The organism is Taibaiella koreensis (assembly GCF_003545715.1).
Classification (GTDB): domain Bacteria; phylum Bacteroidota; class Bacteroidia; order Chitinophagales; family Chitinophagaceae; genus Taibaiella; species Taibaiella koreensis.
In genome coordinates, this window is sequence record NZ_QVNU01000006.1 from 283,516 (window position 1) to 303,126 (window position 19,611).

The window sequence follows — 19,611 nt, forward strand, 5'->3', positions numbered from 1 at the left end:
GGTGCGGGCCGGCCGCATATTTTATCGCCGGCGCGATTGCGGCAAATATATTTTATTGTGCGCCAGCGAAATATTAAGTTTTCGTAACCAGAACAATTTTAAGAAATAAACCGTTATCTTTTTTCTTTTTAGTAAAACTTAAGCGAAAGCAATGTATTTCCTGAATTTGCCGTAGCCCTATCTCAATTCTTTTCAACAAGCCGGTGGCCAAAAGCAAAACCGGCATCCCAGGAGGGATAACCGGTTCGCTCTAACAAATCACAGAAACATTATTTCAATTGAAAACAGTCCGCTCGAATCCGGCTGCCATGTCCCTTCAACATAGAGGGAACAACCCAAAGATCCAACAATTACCAGAGCGCAAAAAATAAGCTATTACGATAGGAATATTCGCTTTCCCTATGCCGGTTTACCAGGGAAAACGCAGGCACGACCAGCCCACGCATCAGCAACAGGCCTTTTGATGGGAAACAGCAGACCTGGCTCACGGTACCTGCAGAGCCGGCATTCCTTAATTGCATGCTGCCATAACCTTTAATGGCTATTCCTGCTACCATGATCAAATAATTACGGGTTGTGGCGCAGGATTTTAGGTCCTGCAAATTCGCCGTATATTTGCCCGCGATTCGAATTTTATGGCAAACGAAAATAAATTACAGGCAATTATTGCCCACGCTAAGGAATACGGCTTTGTATTCCCTTCCAGCGAAATATACGATGGTCTTGGCGCCGTTTACGACTATGGTCAATGGGGTGTGGAGCTCAAGCGCAATGTGCGTGACTATTGGTGGCGCTGGATGACCCAAATGAACGAACAGAACATTGTGGGTATCGATGCTGCGATCTTTATGCATCCGACCACCTGGAAAGCCAGCGGGCATGTCGATAATTTCAGCGATCCGATGATCGACAACAAGGACAGCAAGAAGCGCTATCGCGTGGATCACCTGATCGAAGGCTTTGCCGAAACGCTTCCAAAAGATCAAGGCGACGCATTGCTGGCCGACATGGACCGCCTGATCGCCGGCGACGACTTTGCCGGCCTCAAGACACTTATTGAAAACAATAAGATCAAGTGCGCGGTAAGCGGTACCTGCAACTGGACCGATGTGCGCCAGTTCAACCTTATGTTCTCCACCGAGGTGGGTTCGGTTGCCGATGAGTCCAACACCATTTACCTGCGTCCGGAGACCGCGCAAGGCATCTTTGTCAACTTCCTTAACGTACAGAAGAGCGGCCGTATGAAGATACCCTTCGGCATTGCGCAGGTAGGAAAGGCCTTCCGTAACGAGATCGTGGCCCGCGGCTTCATTTTCCGGATGCGCGAATTTGAGCAGATGGAAATGCAGTTCTTCGTGCGTCCCGGTACACAGCAGCAATGGTACGAATACTGGAAAGAAAAGCGCATGGCGTGGCATATGACCCTGGGTATACCTGCAGAGCGCTACCGCTTCCACGACCATGTGAAGCTGGCGCACTATGCCGATGCCGCCTGCGATATCGAATATGATTTTCCCATGGGCTTCAAGGAGCTGGAAGGCATCCATAGCCGCACCGACTTTGACCTGCAGAGCCACCAGGAATACAGCAAAAAGAAAATGCAGTATTTCGACGCTGATCTCGATGAGAACGGTAAGGCCTACGGCAACTATATTCCTTATGTAATCGAGACCTCCATTGGCCTCGACCGTACCCTACTCATGCTCATGAGCGAGGCTTATGAAGAGCAGGACCTGAGCACCGCGGAGAAACAGGATAGCCGTGTGGTCATGAAGTTCATTCCTAAGCTGGCGCCGATAAAGCTAGCGGTATTACCTCTGACCAAGAAAGATGGTCTTCCCGAAATTGCCAGTGAGTTGATGCAGGAATGCAAACAGCATTTCAAATGCTTCTATGAGGAAAAGGACACCATTGGTAAGCGGTACCGCCGCATGGATGCGATCGGCACGCCTTTCTGCGTAACTATCGATCATCAGACCAAGGAAGACCAGACAGTTACCATCCGCTACCGCGATAGCATGGAGCAGGAAAGAGTGCCCATGAGCGCCGTGCGGAACATCGTGCAGCAAGCGATCAACGAATAATTCCAGCAATAAATATTACACAAACACCCGGTCATACAACCGGGTGTTTGTGTAATAGATGTATCTGAATTCTTGCTACCTTTAACTTGTCGTTATGGTTACTTTGTTTCTCACGTTCAAAGCTTTTGTAATTGCTCTGGTATGTCTCCTGCTTTTAAGCGGCTGTATTGGCGTTGAACCCGGCTTTGATCGTGCCAGCTTATGCCGCTATCAGGATAACGGTTATATAGTTTGCCTGAACGATGAGCCCATAGACATGCATCGCACTTTTTTCAATGAAGATCATATTACAGCAGGCACCGTCGACAGGAAGCGGAAACAGGTGACGCTAAAGCACCAGGATAGCCTTATTCCTTTCCTTTCGTTTGATTATCTCGCTGCCCGGGATATAACCAAAGAAACAGGTGTAGTAGTCCTGATGGATGGCGCCATGGTAGCGGAAGATTCGCTCTCCCGTCTCCGCATTGAAAGGTCTTATATGGCACAGGTCAGCACTTCAGGGCCTTTCGATTTAGGCTGCAGGCACTATGATTTCCTTATGATTGTAAAAACGGCAGATTAGTAATGTCTACGACCGAGCAGGAATTATTGCATACATTGTCCAGCGATTTCGGCCTGGAAGTAAACGACCTGGTATCGCGGGAAAAGATCATCGCGGCGCTCACCTGGCGGGTAGACCAGCTGATCGCCGGCAATCCCGACCAGCTATTTTCCATGCTGTACCGGCTCGATATTTCGGAACGTAAGATCAAGGAAGCTATGGCCACCGAAACGGAAGTGACCAAAAAAATTGCCGTTCTGATCTACGAACGGCAATTGGAGAAAATTATATCGCGGAAACATTTCCGGAGCGAAACGCCCGAGGACGACCTCGCCTGGTAAGCTTATCTGTCGATGTTCTTCTTGATATCCTGGATAGAGACCAGGTCATAAACTACGCTACCGAACTTGCAAGTGTCCTGGACACCGGTGTGGGTGTATTTCACTTTGACCTTTAAACCGCCGTGCTGGTAGGCAGAGGGAAGGTATTCGGGCTGTAGCAGCGCGTTATCCTGAAGTTGCAGCACATAGCCGCAACCTTCGTTTGTAATATCGCCGGTATCGACCACAGTGGCCTCCACCATATCTTTATCCTTGTTACAAGCCAAGAACCCAAGGGATCCCACCAAAAGCACCAAAGCGTATTTTTTCATCATCGGATTGGAATTGATCGGATAAAAATATAAAATCCTGGCGGAATAGCAAACTTATTCCGTGAATTTATAGCCTACGCCGCGTACCGAGTGGAAGTGCCGGGGATTGCGGGTATCCTTCTCGAAATATTTGCGGAAATTGAGTATAAAGTTGTCGATGGTACGTGTAGTCGGGTATACGTTGTAGCCCCATACCACCTGCAGGATGTGTTCCCGCGAGACTACCTCATTCTTGTGCTCTACGAGCAGCTTCAGCAGGGCAATCTCTTTCTTGCTCAGCTCCAGGCTCTTACCGTCCTTGTCCTTTCCCGACTGTGCGGTGAAGTCGATCCTGCACTTTCCGAAGGTGTAAACGTCCGGAGCGGCATTCCTTTCTTTCAGCTTTTTGTTCTTAACCACCAGCTTCTCTACCCGCAGCAGCAACTCTTCCAGGTTAAAGGGCTTGGTCATATAGTCGTCCCCACCCTTTTTCAGTCCTTCGATACGGTCGGCCCCACTGTTGCGGGCCGAAAGGAAAAGGATCGGCACCTCGTTGTTTTGCATACGGATGTTCTCACACACGGTAATGCCGTCCATTTCGGGCAGCATGATATCCAGGATGATGAGGTCGAAATACTCATTCTTTACCGCTTTGAGCACGGCAGCGCCATTATCAACGGTGGTCACTTCGTAACCTTCCAGCTCCAGATTCAGCTTGATCGCCTCCCTGAGACTTTCCTCATCTTCCACCACCAGCAAAGAGGCTTTGGGATCGCTTTTGAACATAAGATCGGTAGGGGATTTAAAATTGCTGCAAAGGTAGCAAGTTAGCCAGGGAAACAAGAAATAGCGCTATCAGCTATTGTAATAGTTCTGTCATTTTTGGGACCGGACTGCAGACGCCAATGTGTATTGCCGTTGGCTGTGTAGAGACGTTGCATGCAACGTCTCTACACAGCCAACACGCCAAAAATGCCATTAAAACAGGCCATTGATCTGGGCATCGATCTTGCCGATAATACGTGCAAAACCGTCTTCCGTCTCATCAAAATTGATATCGTCGCTTTCGATCACCAGCAGGGGACCATCGTTGTATTTGTCGATCCAGTTGTTGTAGTGCTCGTTCAAGCGTTTCAGGTAATCGAGGCGTATATTTTCCTCATATTCACGGCCCCGCTTCTGGATACGGTCGACCAGCGTAGGGATCGAGGCTTTAAGATAGATAAGCAGATCGGGCGGGCTCACCATCTTTTTCAGGGTCTGGAAGAATTGGGCATAGTTTTCGAAGTCGCGGCGCGACATCAATCCCATCTCATGCAGATTGGGTGCAAAAATATGCGCGTCTTCGTAAATGGTCCGGTCCTGGATCACCGTATGCTTGCCATTCTGTATCTCCAGCAGCTGGCGCAGCCGGCTGTTGAGGAAATATACCTGGAGGTTGAACGACCAACGATGCATGTCGTTGTAGAAGTCGTTAAGATAAGGATTGTCTTCAGTCGATTCAAACTGTGGTATCCATTTGTAGTGCTTGGCCAGCATCTGGGTCAGTGTCGTTTTTCCCGCTCCTATATTTCCGGCGATCGCGACATGCTTAATTTTTTTTTGAGGCATCGGTACTGGCGTAAGTGCGTTTAGAATAGACAAGCGAACCTTATTTTCAGGGGCGCCGGATGATCAGGGGCCAAAATTAAACGTTTTTTTCTCTGCTACATAAAAAAGAAAGCCATCTGCCTATTGATAGCATCATTTGCACTTAACCCATAGGATTATCCGGCAGGATACCCGGAAACTTGGTAATTTAGCAGCACATCGAACCAACACTTTATGAAACCAATCTTACTCCTGCTGGCAGGCACTTTATTGCTATCTGCCGGCTGCGCCACATTTAAAGGAAGCCGCCCCTCCAAAGAAACGAGCACTCCCCTGGCCGTACTGGACGGCAGCTGGACCCTCGACCTGCTGGCTACGCCCGTCGCTGCACTGGACAGCCTGTATCCCGGCAGAAAGCCCGAGCTGACGTTCGACACCCGCAACAAACGCTTCAGCGGCTATACCGGCTGTAACAGCCTCAATGGGCCGCTGGTGAGCTCAGACCACACCATCAGCTTCCGGGGCGATATTGCCCTCACCCTTATGGCCTGCCGGGGAGAAGGCGAGGCCACCTTTCTGCAACAGCTTAAGCGGATCAACAAATACGATGTGAGCAGCGACAACCGTACGCTTACGCTGATCCAGGGCGATATTGCGCTGATGCGCTTTCACCGTAAACAGGGCGAAAAGGGGCGATGAAACCGTATCTGCTGGAACGCGAAACGCTGATCAAAGCGCCGCTCGCCGAAGTCTGGTCTTTCTTTTCCGATCCACATAACCTGTCGCGACTCACGCCAGACTATATGCGCTTCCGGGTGATCCGCTGCCCCGACACGAACGAACTCTACGAGGGTATGCTTATCGAATACCGGGTACGCCCGCTCGCCGGCATTCCACTGCAATGGATCACCCTGATCCGAAAGGTGCAGGCGGGTATTTGTTTTACAGACAAGCAGCTGAAAGGGCCTTACCGGCTATGGGAACATACCCACACTTTTGCGGCGCAAGGCAACCATACTTTAATGAAAGATTCGGTGCGCTATGTAATGCCTTTGGGAATCCTGGGCCGCCTGGCGCATGCGCTCGGGGTAAAGAGGCAACTGGCCGGTATTTTCGATTATCGTGAGCAAGCAATACGGAAGCAATTTCCCGGCTAATGCTCAGCGGTGGTATACTTTATCGAGTATTGCATAGAGCTCCGGATGATGCTCTTTGAGGAATTGCGGTTTCTGAAAGAAATATTCTGAAAGCACGGCAAAGAATTCGGCTTCATTGGTGCCGGCATAGGGGTTGATATCGGACTCACCTTCGCGGATCTGCTGTATCGTCCGGTGCATTTGCCTCATCCAGGGCGCCACCAGGTCTTTAGGTATCATGTACTCGGGTACGCCATCTGTAGCGCCATCAGCTTTATCGAGCAGGTGTACAAATTCATGGATGCCTGTGTTTCCTGCGCCGGATTGCTCAAAGCCGGACCGGAGCGCGGGTTGCGAGAGGATCATCATGCGGTGCATGGCGCCGTCGCCTACCATGCCCAGCACATTGCGCTCTGCTGCTTCATGGTCGAGATCCTGGCTGAAGGTGCCAGGGTACAGCAATACCTCGTCGAGATTGTTATAGGCCCAGTCGTCGAAATGAAAAATAGGAATGATCGCGCTGGAGGCCACATACAAGCGATCCAGCTCCGTTACCGTCACGCCGTCTACCGGGGAGATGCGGGTAGTGTCCAGGAAATGCTGCACCCTGCTGCGGAAACGCCCCTGACTTTCCTGGTCCAGCTTACGATAAAACGCGACATGGGCTTCCAGCATAGTGTGCATGTGATCCGGTGCTATGACCGGTTGCAGCACGGCAGGCTTTTTTTTCCGGCTACGCAGATAAAACAGGATCAACATCGTAACGAGAACAATGAACATTACACGCATGGCTTGGCATTTTCAGGAAAGAGAAACAGGACCCATCGACGGATGCTCCTGCAGGGAAAAACTTTCCGAAGGCAATGTTGTTTTATATTCGCCTTCTTAAATATCAAAACTATGTGGCTGGAACAGAATAACCAACTTTATCGCGCCTTTTCTTTCAGGGATTTCAAAGAAGCCTTTGCCTTCATGACCCGCGTGGCCGGGCTGGCCGAAGACATGGACCATCATCCCACCTGGACCAATACGTACAACAAGGTAGAAATATGGCTCAGCACGCATGATGCCGGTAATGTGGTTACCCAAAAAGACCAAGATATGGCCGATGCGATCGATAAATTGCTACCGGCTGTGCCATAGACCTGACGGCTCGCTCCTAGGTACAGAGACGGCTATGAAAAGCGGTTTATCCCTGCCGGAACTGCAGCATAGTCTTGCGCCTCGGTCCCGGGTAGCGTAATGCTGTTAGATCAGGAGCCGATACTGTCTTTCATTACTTGCTTTTTTTAAAAAGCAGCTGGTACCAACGCCGCTTGCGGTTGTCATATAAAAACTACAAAACACTTATAAAAGGCGCCCGGAAGGAATAGCCGTATTTATTCATATGACAACCCCTTATTGGTCCTGAGGGGAATCGCATTTTAACAGTAAATTTACCGTCGGGCCAACTGCTCATTATTTTCCCGAAAATGGCACAGTTCTTGTTCTGTATTATGGTGTCGAATAACATTTTTTTTTAAAGATGCTCGGTTATTCTTAACAGAAACCAGCGACCAGCTTTAATAATTTTAAGCCATGAATGCTCAAGATAGAAATTACCTGGAAAATATGCCGGAATACCAGCTTTATCAAAAGCTCCTGCGCACGGAGAAAAAGCTTATAGAGCTAATTCTGACAGTAAGTCCTGAGGATGAAGCCTCTGTTGCCTAGATGCAGGGCCATATAGCCCATAACGATACCGGTCAATGCCTTTCCAGGCAAAGGCTATCGGTCTTTTATGCTCCGATATTTAAAAAAATCATAAATCTTCGCAGGAATTGTCCCGTATAGCTACGCCTTGTCGTAATTTTATGGCACCAAACCATTGACTATGCGCTATAACAGGACAATTGTAACCCGGAGGCTACCCTCCGAGGGTAAAATGGCCAGCTTACTTGGTCTTACCTACGACGAGTTCGCGCATTTGAATTGCAGTGAACTACGTACGCTAACAGACGATAGGGGAGAATTGTTGCAATACTATATCCACATCAGCCCCTTCAACCCGGAAGTCATCCTCGCGAAGCTAAAAATGAACAATAGGCGAATGATCTATTTTTCACCGGATGCCTTTGAGTCCACCATCTGAATTCCCATGCTGCGATTGTTTCATCTGCCCTGCTCCAGCGGGGCTTTTTCATGGGCGCAAAATAAGTTGGCTCTTCCTCCGTTAAAATAGCATACACAAGGAACAGCGCCGTGTGAACCATCATGCTTGCTGTTCGTTGTAGCATTGATAATCGATACCTAAAAACGAGCGGTCCAATTATGGAATGGAATAACAGCAACAACAACACAGCAAACAAGATCCATATCGATGCTACCGTAAAGATCGGCAACTACGATATGCGGTTCAAAGCCACAGGCTACCGCACGCCACAGAATAGCTTATTTTCTGTGATCCTTTACGACAAGCTTTATGAGCTTCAGGGGAGCAGGCAACAGGAGGAAGGCTATTGCTGGCATTTTATCAACGATAATATGTTGCCGGAAGATCTGGCGACGATTATCGGGCGGGAGATCGAAAAAGTGCCCGCAGAGGCCTAACCGGAAGACCGATACGTTAAAATTTTCAAAATGTCCCCCAGCGGGACTTTTTTTTATTGCTGTACCTGGTTTAAACACAGTCAAAAAGCAGCTTAGTATCCAATATTTATCTTACGATAAAAAAGATAAATACCTGTTGTCTGTATATTTTGACTCATACTGTAGTAACTTTATGAGGATACATAAACGGGGTTTATAAATTATAGATATTAGGGCTAATTTATATAAACAAAACCCGTGACCTTTGCATTTCTAATTTATTAAAATCATGCACAATCAACAGCTACCGACTATCGAGGTTTATCAGAATGAGGAACAGAAAGACTGGCATTGGAGCATCAGGCACCCGCAAACCGGCGCCCTTTTGGGTAGCTCGGCCGGTTCATTTTACGATCGAGAGGAATGCATAGAGAACCTTAAATTTTTTGGCAGGCTGGTCACAGCCTATGCCGTAGCACAGGAAAAGGTTTTTCGGTCAGCATACCAGTTAAGCTGACAGGAGGGCGAACTTAATTTGAATAATTATGTTATATCAACCGTAGCTAGTTCTACGAGTAAAAGGTGAGTATGCGCCGGGTTATTTTTAGCCTGGCTTTTTTTATGCCATTCCCTTTCCTTCCATTCCGGGCAAAATTCGTAACTACCGCCCTCTTTCATAGTTCTGGCCTTTTGCGTCGCTTTCAAATGGGACGAGACTGAGCAAAACAGGCGCTGCGTTTTCTTAGTTTTACAGCGGCAAAAGAATGCCGGCTTCCATGATACAGCACATTTCATTCTCCGAAAGATTAGGATTAAACAAAGAAATGCTGCAGGCATTTCTCTCGACCGCTGAAACAAGATGCTATAAAAAAGGCAGTATCCTGTTTGAACGGGATACGGTATACAATCAATTGGGTTATATCAAGAGTGGTGCGGTAAGGACTTATTGCATCAACGACCAGGGCATAGATATCAGCTTTTTGCTGCAGGTCAATGGCGATTTTTTCGGGGATTATGAAAGCTATATCACCGGGAAACGGTCGGCTTTCATTATTGAAGCGGCGGTGGATACGGAGGTGCTGCTGTTTGATAAGAAGCGTCTCGACGAGCTGATCGCAAGCGATATTTCCTGGCTCCGGTTCAGCAGGACCATATCGGATATATGCTTCCTGGAAGCAAAACGCAGGATAGAGGAGCTGCTGTTTTTCAGCCCCGAAGAACGTTATTTCAATCTTTTGCAAAAATCGCCGGAGATCATTTGCAAGATACCGTTGAAATACATTTCGACTTACCTGGGTATTACACCGCAATCGCTGAGCCGCATACGCAAGCGGCTTATTAATTAACTTAGGTGAACGTCTTTGTGGCCGCCGCCGCCGCAATTTTGCAGTTATAACCTAACAAGCATAGCTTATGACAAAAGTAACTGTTATCGGGGCCGGGATAGGCGGGCTGAGCACCGCCCTGGCATTAAAGCAAGCAGGTATTCCGTTCACCGTTTATGAAAGCGCGGCTGCGATAAGACCGGTTGGCGCCGGCATTATCATTGCCAGTAATGCTATGCAGGTGTTCTGCCATTGGGGTATCGCGGAAGCCGTTGCACAGCAAGGCAATCGCATTTCGGTGCTGAACCTTACCCGGCCCGGGCTGGAAAAGCTATCGTCCAGCAACCTGGCCTGCTTTGAGCAGAAATATGGCCTGTCCAATATTGCCATTCACCGGGCAGACCTGCACCGTGTGCTCATGGAAGCCGTGGGTCGGGAGCATATCGTAACAGGCAAGCAGCTGAAACAGATAAGCCTTGAAAAAGATAGCTGCCTCCTCTCTTTCGCGGACGGATCGCAGGTCACAGCGGCATATGCGATCGCCGCCGATGGTATACGGTCCATGGTGAGAAAAACCTTGTTTCCAGAAAACGAGCTTAGGGACGCCGGGCAGACCTGCTGGAGAGGCGTGGCCGGACTTACCTTACCCGGCGCCTATCGTCATGAGCTCAACGAAGCCTGGGGCAAAGGCAAACGCTTCGGCTTCGTGCAATTGAACGAACATCAGACATACTGGTATTTGCTGATCGACAGCCCGCCTGCCGATGCTGCTACCGATATTTTCCCTTTCCTGGAAGACTTTCATCCCTTAGCGGCGCAAATGGTACGGGCAACGCCAAAAGAACAATGGATCGTAGCACCGCTACTGGATCTGAAACCCGCACACCAATGGACACGCGACAGGGTATGCCTGGTGGGTGATGCAGCGCATGCTACCACGCCCAACCTGGGACAAGGCGCCTGCCAGGCGATCGAAGACGCCTACGTATTAGGCAAGCTGCTGCGACAATATTCTATAGCGGAGGCCTTACTGCGGTATCCCGATATCAGGAAGCAAAAGGCACATTACGTTGTCAATACCAGCTGGCGCATAGGCAAGCTGGCGCAGCTCAAAAACCCCTGGGGCATTGCCTTGCGCAATATGATCATGAAGGCCACACCGGCACGGATCAATTCAAAACAACTCGAAAAAATATTTGCGCTGGATGAGGTATGACAGGGAAGAAGGAAGGGGCCGGATAGCCGGGGAGTAGAAAGAGCGCGTTTCCTGGTCGCCCCTTCTCATTGATCCTGTTTCCATAGTTTCGCCATTTATTAGAAACGGCCGTATCAAATGGTTTCATGATCAAATATATTTGCCTGTACCTGATGCTCCTGATAGCCTTCCGGGCCCTGCGCAACCCTTCTTTTTTACTGCGTGGTAATTAGGCGTTGTGGGGGACAAAATGTTCTATAGACCGGGCATAAAGCGGTGCGTCGAATATCGATTGGCTTTAGCTTGTATTCAAAGATGCAGTACCTGGCTATATTAATTATGGCGGATTGTTCGTAAGATGGCATCGGGGCTTCCCAAAAGGTTCTCGAGTTTGCCCATTATTTCATCATGCGATTTTAAGCTACGCTGATACCGTTTGATGAATTCTGCCATCACCAGACCAAGCATAAATTGTGGGGCAGAGAGGAATTCGTACGGGGCACCAAGGGAACCTCGAAACAACTTCGCGCGTATCAGGAGTCTGAACGATTCCCTTAATTGGTGTCTCATACATTAAAGGTACGCATAATGCAATTGACATGCGGCGCTATTTCAATAGAGGAAACCCATCCCTGGCTTTGGGGACCGGACCGGCGGATGTTTTGTTACAATCAAGGGCCTACATTTTTGTCCATCAGATGACTGGGTGCAAATCCAAATTGCTTCTTAAACGCGAACGAAAAATGAGACAGGTTTTCAAAACCCACTTCGTAACAGACATCTAATGGCTTTTTCTTCTTTTCGGCAAGCTGATAGTGAGCCAGCTCCAAACGTTTTTGCGTAAGCCAGCGTTGCGGTGTCATGCCGAAGGCCTTTTTAAAATCCCGTTTGAAAGTAGTGAGGCTTCTGCCCGTGAGATAACCAAATTTTTCCAACGGCAAATTGAACATGAAGTTCCTTTCCATGTAATCGACCAGGTTGATCTTACCAGGTTCTTCAAAATTGCCGAGTATATGATCAATCTCTTTGTCGAGTGTCCTCAGAATACTGATGGCTTCCGTTATCTTAATAGAAGCAATTTCTTCCGGTATATCCTTCATATCAAAATACGGGATGAGCGATGCCAGACAGCTTTCCAGTAAAGGATGCTTGCTGAAGCTGTAGATCTTTTGCGCCTTTAAAGGTTTGGATCTGATGTTCCGGCTTGCATAAAAGTCCCTGAGCCGCTCCACCGACAAATGCATCACCACGGTTTTGTGCGGCTGCCCGTCTTTGGGATAGTTGATAATGGTGGCCAGCTGATTTCTGGGTATCAGGAAAATATCGCCTTTCCCGAAAAAATAAGTCGCATCGGCCTGAACTATCTTGGTCTCTCCCGAAAGGAACCACACCAGCATGTGCTGGTCAAACATAATGTCAGACTTGAAGAACTTGTCCTCATAACTGGAAAGCTTTATGTCTTCGGTGATATACCGGGCTTTGTATTCCACGATCTTTTTGTTTAAGAACGAAACCAGTACTGCAAAAATAGAAATAGTATGCGCTTCGTTTTGTTCAAAAAAGCATTTTAATCAAGGAAGAAAAATATTACCACCGGTTGCGATTGCCGTTGTCCCGGTAAGGTCAATTCCTTTGATCACATCGTTTGCAGTTGACTTCACATTGAAGCCGGAGCCAATTGGCTGTTGTAAAGCTCCCTGATAATTGTTCTGTTCCATTTTTTCAATGTTTTTACCAAAACAAAAGTAGAGGGCCTGCTCATCAGTGACTTTGTTTAAAAGACCTAATTTGCTTTGTTTAAAGGATCACGTAAATTCCTTACGTTATAAAGCGCTAAGTGGTCTGTGCTATCCGGAGGCTTATGTTTGACGTATGCCGGTGCGCATACCATTTATTCTTGCTGATCTTGAAGTAGGTGCCTCCTTTATTTCCCAGGCACTCATCACCGGTATTCAGCCCATGTTTTCACTCCAATTATAGTTTCGGCTCCTCTTTTTCATCCTGAGCCTGGAACCCATACCGTATAGCTGCTTCAAGCACGTCAATGTTGATGTCCTTTAACGCTTTGAACTTGATACAATACCCGGTCACACTCGCTTTGCCCAATTTTTCACCAAACGTTCTGGCCAGGTAGGTCTTATCGCTGATACCAAGGATATAGATCGATATCCCGGTTGTATTGGCGCTCATGCCAATTTGGTAAAATGCTTTGGTGGTTCCATCGGCGTATTTTATGGTATAACCGCCATATCCTATATTGGGATTGGAAACCGTTTTGTTATCACTGTTTTTACCATCCAGGAACCATAGTTTGCATGCCGGCATTATTTCCAGAACCATGTGGTGCAGCGTTTGCATATCTGTGCGTTTGGGTTCGGGCTGGCCGGCGATATAGGCCTGGATTTGTTCTTGTATGTTCATAGAAAATATCAAATTATGGGTTGCTTGTATAGTCCCTCTCAAATTTCGTCTTTTTTTGTGCGCGGCGACAGAGCGGCCGTGATAAATTCGAAAAATATTCTTTTGTTATTGTCTAGCTTCCTGAAATTTTCTTTACTTCGTATCGAAATTTAACCTTACCTGTTCTCTTCCTGATCGTGCTGGTAACAGCGATTCCTTCCCGGTAGCTTGTGGAAGAATAAGGACTGGTGCGCTTTGATCAAACTTATCCATTTATTTTAAAATGCTGTTTTGGTATGATACCATTATACAAGACGTCTGCTGTAGCTACACCAAGGTTACAGGGCCTAAGGCTTTTGCTGCTGTTCACAATATTTTACACCGGTAAGCAGCTGGTCCTTGCGCAGCCCACGATCACTTCCTTTACACCATCTGCCGGTGCAACAGGTATCCCGGTAACGATAACGGGCACAAATTTCAATACCACGATGGCCAATAACATCGTGTTTTTTGGCGCAACAAAGGCTACGGTTACGGCGGCATCTGCGACGAGCCTTACCGTAACAGCGCCCCAGGGTGCAACCTACCAGCCCGTTACCGTATTGAATACGGCGACGCACCTGGCAGGCATGTCGAATACACCATTCGGTTACCTCAACAGCTTTTCGCCGCCCAAGCCTACGATCACGACTGCAGATCTGAATGCCCAGCAAACATTCAATGTGACTACCGGACCAGCGGGCCTCCTGTCCTGCGACCTGGACGGAGACGGAAAGGCAGACATTATAACGGCTTCCGGTTATACCACCAATTTCATTTCGATCTTAAGGAATACTTCTACTGCCGGAAACATATCCTTTGCCAACAAGGTGGACCTGGCAGGTTCTACCACGGTTAGCATTTCCAACGTAACGGCCGGCGACCTGGATGGCGATGGCAAGCCCGATCTTGTCATCACCAATTATGTAATCATTACCGGACTAGCATCGACGGTGACCGTTTATCGCAATACCTCCACGCCCGGAACACTCTCCTTTGTGAATGCCGGCGATTTTGCGGCTTTTTATTCTCCTTATGCAGCTGCTATCGGCGATCTTGATGGCGATGGCAAGCCGGATCTGGCAGTAGTCAATAATTATTATACCGGAGCGGGCCCTGCTATCACAGGGGTATCTGTACTACGGAATACTTCGGTACCAGGGACCATCAGCTTTGCAGCGAAAACCGATTACACGACCAACAGGAACCCGGCCGATGTAAAAATTGGCGACATCGACGGCGATGGTAAGAACGAGGTAATCGTTGCCAATGCAGGTGAATTTGCGACACAGGGCAATACGGTGTCTGTTCTCCGCAACCTGTCTGCTCCCGGAACGATCAGCCTCGCGCCCAAAGTTGACCTTACCGTTGGTAACCAGCCCTATTCCATTATTCTGGGCGATATCGATAAAGATGGCAAGACCGATATCGTCACCTCCAATTATAATGACAATACAATCTCCGTGCTCAGGAATACCTCTGTACCCGGCACCATTGCTGCGGCGCAGCAAACCTTCACCACAGGCATCGGCCCATCCCTGCTGGGTATCGGGGATATGAATGGCGATGGTAAGGCCGATATAGCCATCCCAGATTGGGGACGCACACCAGCAGGCAATACCGTTTCCATATTGCGCAATACTTCTACTCCCGGCACGGTCTCTTTTGCGGCTAAGGTGGATTTTGCTACCGGCACGGCACCTTACAGCGCCGTGATCGGAGATATGGATAACGACGGCAAAGCAGACCTCGTGGTATCCAACTCGGGCTATGATCCTAATACAAACTTATACTCGGGCACAACTGTATCGGTATTGGCCAACAACAATAATGGTACGCTGCCACTGAAACTGCTCGCTTTTACCGGCAAATTGATCAATGGCGACCGGCAGGTACAGCTCTCCTGGCAAACAACAGCGGAACAGAATGTAAGCAGGTTCGAAGTAGAATGGTCCCCTGATGGTAAAAGCTGGGAAAGGATAGCGACGGTGCCCGCCACGAATGGCAGCGGCTTAACCAACAATTATTCCTGCATCCATGCTAACTTATCTCCTGCTAATTATTACCGGCTGAGCATGATCGACCGGGATGAAACCTTTACCTATAGCCAGGTACTCAGGATCAATCTGGCAATAGAAGCCCTGCCCGCGATTGCTCCCAATCCCGCAGGCAATACGATTGTCATCACAGGCCTTGACAATACGCCGGCCCTGATCGACCTGGTAAACATGGGCGGCAAGGTCGTATGGGAAAAGAACGTGAATGCCATGGCGACCACTATGGATATCAGCACGCTCCTGCCGGGCATGTATATCGTCCGGATAAAGCAAGGGGGAAAAACCACCGCGCTCAAACTGGAAAAGAAGTAATTACTCTGGTTCGCATGTTTCTCTGGCGCCCATATTGTCCATCTACTTAGAGACCAGACCAGAACAAGGGATAATGACTGGCTGCATAGGCGCAGGGCAAGCCGATCGCAACAATCAGGATCAAAATATTGATGAGGGCCACCGGAGCCGAAAACGGCCTTGGTGCTGCCTTCGAAAGCGGGAGCACCACAAGATTCATGATCACCCATACGAAGAGCCCGTATACGATCGCATTGACAAGCACTCCCGTGCCACAGGTAAATATCCGTTGAAAAACGACAAAATAGACAGCAGCCCAGAAGAAGGCGATGAGGTAATGAAAGCCTAGTCCCAGCAATGCCATGCCTGAGCCGCCGCTGAATGCCCGGGAACCAAAAGCCGCGCTGGCAATATACCGTAGCAATACCGAAGGCCTTTGCTTGCTGCGGGAAACAAAAAGCAGTACTGCCGCCATGAAATCCAGGCTGCCTGCGATGAGTCCTGTAATCAGAATGACCATAATTTTTTTGATCAAAAGTACTGGCCACCTGGTATCCCTGTTTTGTAAAAATGCGACAATTCTGATGGCAGAATGCCTGCATACTTTTTGAACTCGTTGGTGAGGTGCGCGTGGTCGTAATAGCCTAGTTCGAAGGCGATCCGTAACAGGCTTTCCTTTGTCGCCGATGCTGATGCGGGGCTCCCCGCTATTTCCCGCAGGCGCCGCAATACTTCCTGGAAACGGACAATGCGCAGGAATTCCTTAGGCGGAATACCGACATTTTTTTTGAAGATGCGTTCCAGTGTCCGGTTGCTCACATGCATCTCCTGCGCCAGTGCTTCAACCGATACCTGGCCTCCCGAAGCGTACATCCGCTCCCGGAGCCATGTGAAATCGTAGCCGCCGGCACTATGCAGTACTCCTGCCGCAGATTGCTGTTCCCACCATTGGTCCAGATTTGTACTCAGATTTTCAACATCACGCATCAGCGTGCGCAGGCCTTCATCGGGAAATGCAACGAGCGTATCGACAGCAGGCTGCATTGTTTGTGAGAACAGGGCATAAAAGCCACCTGGCCAAAAGCGGATGCCCGTTAGCAAGCAGCACGCCTCGCTTCCGAGCACGCCATAGGCGGTCATCGTTCCACCAAGATATAATTGTCCCGGATATAGAGGGATTGCGTGCTGTCCCTGTGCCATCGGGTGAAAATAAGCTATGCTGTCGCCAGCATTACAAATGAGGTCGGCGCAGCCATCGGCATAGACCCTTCTGCCGGAAGGCCCTGTATCCGGTTCCGTTTGCCTTACCCAATAGGCTGCGATATGCGCACGCCAATGCGCGCCTGGTAAAACTTCGACAACACTCATTCCGGAAAATTACGGATTATCGGCATCACTGCATGCTGTTGCAGTGATGCAGCCGCGAATATGCCTGGTAAACAGGCAATGCCCCTACCCGATGGCTTTTCTTACATTTTTACGTTATGAGGCTGTCTTCAAAAGGCCTCAGGCCCGTCACACCGGGTGGAACCAGATGCAACAGGCTTGAGACTTCTTTTGCGAGCCGGATCGCTCCAGGTAAACCCGACGGCTACCTTTAGACGGCCCAGCCACACTTGTTTTGACTGAACGCTATCAGGCATTGGATTTAATGATCCACGCTGCAGGCAGATTAATGCCTTTGTCGCTCCTCCCCGCCAGGCCCGAAGCGAGCGCCGATTGGTTGCCGAAGATATAGGTAAGGAAATGCGGCGTGGTATTGGCATAGCTGGTTTGCACTACCAACGAGGATGAATCGCCCGATATCGTGGTGTTGTTAACCGATACATGCAGCATCGACGCGCCGTAGTAGTCGAGACCAACCAGCGCCTTGCCAGGATCAAGGCTTACCGTACAGCTTTCGAAAGTCAGGCTGTTGCTGCCTTCTGTTGTCCAGATACACATATTGTTCCAGCTGCCTGGGGCACTATTTACGATGTTAAGGTTCCGCAATACCAGGGTAGCATCGTACAGGTATATCCAACTGCCGCCAAAAGTAAGGGTTGCCTGCCCACCAACGATGACCACCTTTGCGCTCTCTAAGGAAACGGTAGTATCCAGCGAATAATTGGCGGTATCGAGGATCACGATCTTTTTTGCGGCCGCTGTTTGCTCCGCAGGGTTTGTGCTGTTGTAGTAAGGCGTCTGTCCGGCCATGGCACGTTTTAACGCCGTGGCCAGGGTCTTGACCGGGCACGTTTCGAGGAAGCCGTGGTTGTCGTCGCTACCGGTGCTTTGCAAGTAAATAACATCCCGTTCTACACGCGGAATAATATTCCTGTCGGGATAAAAGGCGGCGATGGTAGCCGGTACGGAGATCTGACTCTGGTAGCGGGAAATGCTGTCATGCGTAGTAAAAGGTGTGTCGAGCTGATCGACCACACCGAAAAACAGATCGCTCAGGGTTCCGGCCCGCAACGTTTTCCCATTGCTGGCCCCGGTCACTTCGTTAAAGACGGCATGAGCGGTAAAGGTCATGATAGCTTCATCATGGCAGGCTTCGGCATACAGCGCGCTGCAGGAATAAGTACCATTGCATACCGCCACGCCTACGTCCCAATGCTCCGTAATGAGCGAGGTAGAAGAAGACCCGTAGCTATAGTTGTTCAGGAAGCCGAAGGTCTTGGCGGCATATCCTGCAGGAATATCGGCATCAATGGGGAAGACTTCTTGTAAGAAGGTCGTTGTCTCGGGAAGCGGCGTCACATCAACGCGATCGTAATAGCCGTTGACCGTACAATTATTATTGGAGTTCATCGCAATCACACCGGCCTTATACGTCAGTGTTTGAGCCTGAACCTCAGTAGCGCCCCAGCAGGCCGACAGCAGGATGCCAATATCGGCGCCAAACACAAAGCAATTCCTGATCTTGGCGCCACCGCCGTTCAGGATACGGATGCCGCCAAACAAGCGCTTGCCGCTGGGCACAACAATGCTGACATACTCGACCCTGACGCCGCTGCAGGCACTGATCCAGCCATTACCTACCGCTCCTGTGACGGCAATGCCGTCGTAGGGTATGGCTGTTATAGGCCCGGTACCTGCTGCGCTCATATAGGTATCGGTTTCTATTGCCCAATGGTAAGGCGAGGCGAAATCTGCGATCAGCGCCGATTGTTGCTGGATACCCAGGAAATCATAGCCGCCGCCCACTTCACCGGTTAAAGCACAGTAGCCGGGAAGCCTTACCGGAGCAGTGATCCTGTAGCCTTCTTTTGTAGCAGGCAGCAGAACAGTATAGCCGGCACCGCGGGCAGAGATTTCGCCGATAGTGCTTCCCGGTGTCAGCACACCACGGTAATTGATGGTAGCCTGGATGGCTGCGAAATCGTCGGTAACGCCATCGCCTTTGGCGCCGAACCATTTGACGTTAAGCGGTGGTTCGTAAAGGCGCTTCCAGCGACCTGGTGCCGAAGAGCCATTTAACAGGAAGATCGTGCCCTGATCGGCATCTTCGGTGGAAAGAGCGTCCCAATAAAATGTACCGCCGCCACCGTCGCCGGCCTGGTAGTAGCCCAATACGGTAGCCGTATCTGTTCCCGAAGGAGTCGTGCTGGTTAAAGCAGCAATGTTTGTAATCGTCATCATAAAAGGGTTTAGGATTTTAGAATAACGCAAATCTATTATCGCCGGCCGCCAGGATGCGGCGTATAGGATGAGGCCGGTAAAAAATATTGCGCGTTCCTGGTGCATCAGATGGCGGTGCCTACTCTTT

The 19,611-nt window shown here is 49.3% G+C and carries 24 protein-coding genes; 13 read left to right on the plus strand and 11 right to left on the minus strand.

What is annotated here, in order from left to right:
* Positions 1-350: 350 nt before the first annotated feature.
* Positions 351-557: a hypothetical protein gene (locus DZK30_RS19555; RefSeq protein WP_118975867.1), complete on the minus strand. Its 207-nt coding sequence runs from the start codon at positions 555-557 to the stop codon at positions 351-353.
* 78 nt (positions 558-635) lie between these two features.
* Here DZK30_RS19555 and DZK30_RS19560 point away from each other — a divergent pair, with 78 nt between their 5' ends.
* The 3 genes from DZK30_RS19560 to DZK30_RS19570 all read left to right on the plus strand — a co-directional run bounded on the left by DZK30_RS19560 (position 636) and on the right by DZK30_RS19570 (position 2,966).
* A complete protein-coding gene (locus DZK30_RS19560; RefSeq protein ID WP_118975868.1) occupies positions 636-2,084 on the plus strand; it encodes a glycine--tRNA ligase in 1,449 nt (482 codons plus the stop codon).
* 94 nt (positions 2,085-2,178) lie between these two features.
* A complete protein-coding gene (locus tag DZK30_RS19565; protein ID WP_118975869.1) occupies positions 2,179-2,646 on the plus strand; it encodes a hypothetical protein in 468 nt (155 codons plus the stop codon).
* 2 nt (positions 2,647-2,648) lie between these two features.
* Positions 2,649-2,966: a hypothetical protein gene (locus DZK30_RS19570; protein ID WP_118975870.1), complete on the plus strand. Its 318-nt coding sequence runs from the start codon at positions 2,649-2,651 to the stop codon at positions 2,964-2,966.
* A gap of 2 nt (positions 2,967-2,968) precedes the next feature.
* Here the strand turns inward: DZK30_RS19570 and DZK30_RS19575 are convergent, their stop codons facing one another.
* The 3 genes from DZK30_RS19575 to DZK30_RS19585 all read right to left on the minus strand — a co-directional run bounded on the left by DZK30_RS19575 (position 2,969) and on the right by DZK30_RS19585 (position 4,867).
* Entirely contained in the window at positions 2,969-3,232 is a 264-nt protein-coding gene (locus DZK30_RS19575) for a hypothetical protein (protein WP_162903261.1), read from the minus strand.
* A 99-nt stretch (positions 3,233-3,331) separates the two neighbouring features.
* Positions 3,332-4,042: a response regulator transcription factor gene (locus tag DZK30_RS19580; RefSeq protein WP_118975872.1), complete on the minus strand. Its 711-nt coding sequence runs from the start codon at positions 4,040-4,042 to the stop codon at positions 3,332-3,334.
* 192 nt (positions 4,043-4,234) lie between these two features.
* Positions 4,235-4,867 carry a deoxynucleoside kinase gene (locus DZK30_RS19585; protein WP_118975873.1) on the minus strand — a complete coding sequence of 211 codons (633 nt, stop codon included), beginning with the start codon at positions 4,865-4,867 and terminating at the stop codon, positions 4,235-4,237.
* Between the two features lie 213 nt (positions 4,868-5,080).
* Between DZK30_RS19585 and DZK30_RS19590 the strand changes: the two genes are divergently transcribed.
* Positions 5,081-5,545, plus strand: a complete 465-nt coding sequence (locus DZK30_RS19590) for an META domain-containing protein (protein ID WP_118975874.1) — start codon at positions 5,081-5,083, stop codon at positions 5,543-5,545.
* The gene (locus DZK30_RS19595) at positions 5,542-6,003 is read left to right on the plus strand and encodes an SRPBCC family protein (protein ID WP_118975875.1); all 462 of its coding nucleotides are present in this window, start codon (positions 5,542-5,544) and stop codon (positions 6,001-6,003) included. Before DZK30_RS19590 ends, DZK30_RS19595 begins: the two co-directional genes overlap by 4 nt.
* 3 nt (positions 6,004-6,006) lie before the next feature.
* Here the strand turns inward: DZK30_RS19595 and DZK30_RS19600 are convergent, their stop codons facing one another.
* Positions 6,007-6,771, minus strand: coding sequence for a M90 family metallopeptidase (locus DZK30_RS19600; protein WP_118975876.1), 765 nt, complete (start codon positions 6,769-6,771; stop codon positions 6,007-6,009).
* Positions 6,772-6,882: 111 nt separating this feature from the next.
* On the opposite strand from DZK30_RS19600, the gene DZK30_RS19605 reads away from it, so the two are divergent.
* From DZK30_RS19605 to DZK30_RS19630, 7 genes are all read left to right on the plus strand, one after another.
* Positions 6,883-7,125, plus strand: coding sequence for a 4a-hydroxytetrahydrobiopterin dehydratase (locus DZK30_RS19605; RefSeq protein ID WP_118976000.1), 243 nt, complete (start codon positions 6,883-6,885; stop codon positions 7,123-7,125).
* A gap of 435 nt (positions 7,126-7,560) precedes the next feature.
* Complete coding sequence (locus DZK30_RS26500) at positions 7,561-7,695, plus strand: hypothetical protein (RefSeq protein WP_262706917.1); 135 nt, start codon at positions 7,561-7,563, stop codon at positions 7,693-7,695.
* A 160-nt stretch (positions 7,696-7,855) separates the two neighbouring features.
* Entirely contained in the window at positions 7,856-8,113 is a 258-nt protein-coding gene (locus DZK30_RS19610) for a hypothetical protein (RefSeq protein ID WP_118975877.1), read from the plus strand.
* Positions 8,114-8,292: 179 nt separating this feature from the next.
* Positions 8,293-8,571, plus strand: coding sequence for a hypothetical protein (locus DZK30_RS19615; RefSeq protein WP_118975878.1), 279 nt, complete (start codon positions 8,293-8,295; stop codon positions 8,569-8,571).
* Between the two features lie 268 nt (positions 8,572-8,839).
* Complete coding sequence (locus DZK30_RS19620) at positions 8,840-9,067, plus strand: hypothetical protein (protein ID WP_118975879.1); 228 nt, start codon at positions 8,840-8,842, stop codon at positions 9,065-9,067.
* Positions 9,068-9,326: 259 nt separating this feature from the next.
* The gene (locus tag DZK30_RS19625; RefSeq protein ID WP_118976001.1) at positions 9,327-9,896 is read left to right on the plus strand and encodes a Crp/Fnr family transcriptional regulator; all 570 of its coding nucleotides are present in this window, start codon (positions 9,327-9,329) and stop codon (positions 9,894-9,896) included.
* 67 nt (positions 9,897-9,963) lie between these two features.
* The gene (locus tag DZK30_RS19630; protein WP_118975880.1) at positions 9,964-11,091 is read left to right on the plus strand and encodes an FAD-dependent monooxygenase; all 1,128 of its coding nucleotides are present in this window, start codon (positions 9,964-9,966) and stop codon (positions 11,089-11,091) included.
* A 650-nt stretch (positions 11,092-11,741) separates the two neighbouring features.
* Here the strand turns inward: DZK30_RS19630 and DZK30_RS19640 are convergent.
* From DZK30_RS19640 to DZK30_RS19650, 3 genes are all read right to left on the minus strand, one after another.
* On the minus strand, positions 11,742-12,560 hold the full coding sequence (locus DZK30_RS19640; protein ID WP_118975882.1) for a helix-turn-helix domain-containing protein: 819 nt from the start codon (positions 12,558-12,560) through the stop codon (positions 11,742-11,744).
* An 81-nt stretch (positions 12,561-12,641) separates the two neighbouring features.
* Positions 12,642-12,788, minus strand: coding sequence for a hypothetical protein (locus DZK30_RS19645; protein WP_240432955.1), 147 nt, complete (start codon positions 12,786-12,788; stop codon positions 12,642-12,644).
* 256 nt (positions 12,789-13,044) lie between these two features.
* Positions 13,045-13,491 carry a DUF1801 domain-containing protein gene (locus tag DZK30_RS19650; protein WP_118975883.1) on the minus strand — a complete coding sequence of 149 codons (447 nt, stop codon included), beginning with the start codon at positions 13,489-13,491 and terminating at the stop codon, positions 13,045-13,047.
* A 275-nt stretch (positions 13,492-13,766) separates the two neighbouring features.
* Here DZK30_RS19650 and DZK30_RS19655 point away from each other — a divergent pair, with 275 nt between their 5' ends.
* The gene (locus DZK30_RS19655; RefSeq protein ID WP_118975884.1) at positions 13,767-15,878 is read left to right on the plus strand and encodes an FG-GAP-like repeat-containing protein; all 2,112 of its coding nucleotides are present in this window, start codon (positions 13,767-13,769) and stop codon (positions 15,876-15,878) included.
* A 46-nt stretch (positions 15,879-15,924) separates the two neighbouring features.
* Here DZK30_RS19655 and DZK30_RS19660 read toward each other — a convergent pair whose 3' ends face one another.
* The 3 genes from DZK30_RS19660 to DZK30_RS19670 form a co-directional block, all read right to left on the minus strand.
* Positions 15,925-16,377, minus strand: coding sequence for a DUF1440 domain-containing protein (locus DZK30_RS19660; protein WP_162903262.1), 453 nt, complete (start codon positions 16,375-16,377; stop codon positions 15,925-15,927).
* Between the two features lie 11 nt (positions 16,378-16,388).
* On the minus strand, positions 16,389-17,225 hold the full coding sequence (locus tag DZK30_RS19665; protein ID WP_118975886.1) for a helix-turn-helix transcriptional regulator: 837 nt from the start codon (positions 17,223-17,225) through the stop codon (positions 16,389-16,391).
* 267 nt (positions 17,226-17,492) lie between these two features.
* Entirely contained in the window at positions 17,493-19,484 is a 1,992-nt protein-coding gene (locus tag DZK30_RS19670) for a glycosyl hydrolase family 28-related protein (protein ID WP_162903263.1), read from the minus strand.
* Between the last annotated feature and the right edge of the window lie 127 nt (positions 19,485-19,611).

Coding starts and splice junctions, on each gene's coding strand:
- DZK30_RS19555 (WP_118975867.1), bottom strand. CDS start 557: ATGGTAGCAGGAATAGCCATTAAAGGTTATGGCAGCATGCAATTAAGG.
- DZK30_RS19560 (WP_118975868.1), top strand. CDS start 636: ATGGCAAACGAAAATAAATTACAGGCAATTATTGCCCACGCTAAGGAA.
- DZK30_RS19565 (WP_118975869.1), top strand. CDS start 2,179: ATGGTTACTTTGTTTCTCACGTTCAAAGCTTTTGTAATTGCTCTGGTA.
- DZK30_RS19570 (WP_118975870.1), top strand. CDS start 2,649: ATGTCTACGACCGAGCAGGAATTATTGCATACATTGTCCAGCGATTTC.
- DZK30_RS19580 (WP_118975872.1), bottom strand. CDS start 4,042: ATGTTCAAAAGCGATCCCAAAGCCTCTTTGCTGGTGGTGGAAGATGAG.
- DZK30_RS19585 (WP_118975873.1), bottom strand. CDS start 4,867: ATGCCTCAAAAAAAAATTAAGCATGTCGCGATCGCCGGAAATATAGGA.
- DZK30_RS19590 (WP_118975874.1), top strand. CDS start 5,081: ATGAAACCAATCTTACTCCTGCTGGCAGGCACTTTATTGCTATCTGCC.
- DZK30_RS19595 (WP_118975875.1), top strand. CDS start 5,542: ATGAAACCGTATCTGCTGGAACGCGAAACGCTGATCAAAGCGCCGCTC.
- DZK30_RS19600 (WP_118975876.1), bottom strand. CDS start 6,771: ATGCGTGTAATGTTCATTGTTCTCGTTACGATGTTGATCCTGTTTTAT.
- DZK30_RS19605 (WP_118976000.1), top strand. CDS start 6,883: ATGTGGCTGGAACAGAATAACCAACTTTATCGCGCCTTTTCTTTCAGG.
- DZK30_RS26500 (WP_262706917.1), top strand. CDS start 7,561: ATGAATGCTCAAGATAGAAATTACCTGGAAAATATGCCGGAATACCAG.
- DZK30_RS19610 (WP_118975877.1), top strand. CDS start 7,856: ATGCGCTATAACAGGACAATTGTAACCCGGAGGCTACCCTCCGAGGGT.
- DZK30_RS19615 (WP_118975878.1), top strand. CDS start 8,293: ATGGAATGGAATAACAGCAACAACAACACAGCAAACAAGATCCATATC.
- DZK30_RS19620 (WP_118975879.1), top strand. CDS start 8,840: ATGCACAATCAACAGCTACCGACTATCGAGGTTTATCAGAATGAGGAA.
- DZK30_RS19625 (WP_118976001.1), top strand. CDS start 9,327: ATGATACAGCACATTTCATTCTCCGAAAGATTAGGATTAAACAAAGAA.
- DZK30_RS19630 (WP_118975880.1), top strand. CDS start 9,964: ATGACAAAAGTAACTGTTATCGGGGCCGGGATAGGCGGGCTGAGCACC.
- DZK30_RS19645 (WP_240432955.1), bottom strand. CDS start 12,788: ATGGAACAGAACAATTATCAGGGAGCTTTACAACAGCCAATTGGCTCC.
- DZK30_RS19650 (WP_118975883.1), bottom strand. CDS start 13,491: ATGAACATACAAGAACAAATCCAGGCCTATATCGCCGGCCAGCCCGAA.
- DZK30_RS19655 (WP_118975884.1), top strand. CDS start 13,767: ATGATACCATTATACAAGACGTCTGCTGTAGCTACACCAAGGTTACAG.
- DZK30_RS19660 (WP_162903262.1), bottom strand. CDS start 16,377: ATGGTCATTCTGATTACAGGACTCATCGCAGGCAGCCTGGATTTCATG.
- DZK30_RS19665 (WP_118975886.1), bottom strand. CDS start 17,225: ATGAGTGTTGTCGAAGTTTTACCAGGCGCGCATTGGCGTGCGCATATC.
- DZK30_RS19670 (WP_162903263.1), bottom strand. CDS start 19,484: ATGATGACGATTACAAACATTGCTGCTTTAACCAGCACGACTCCTTCG.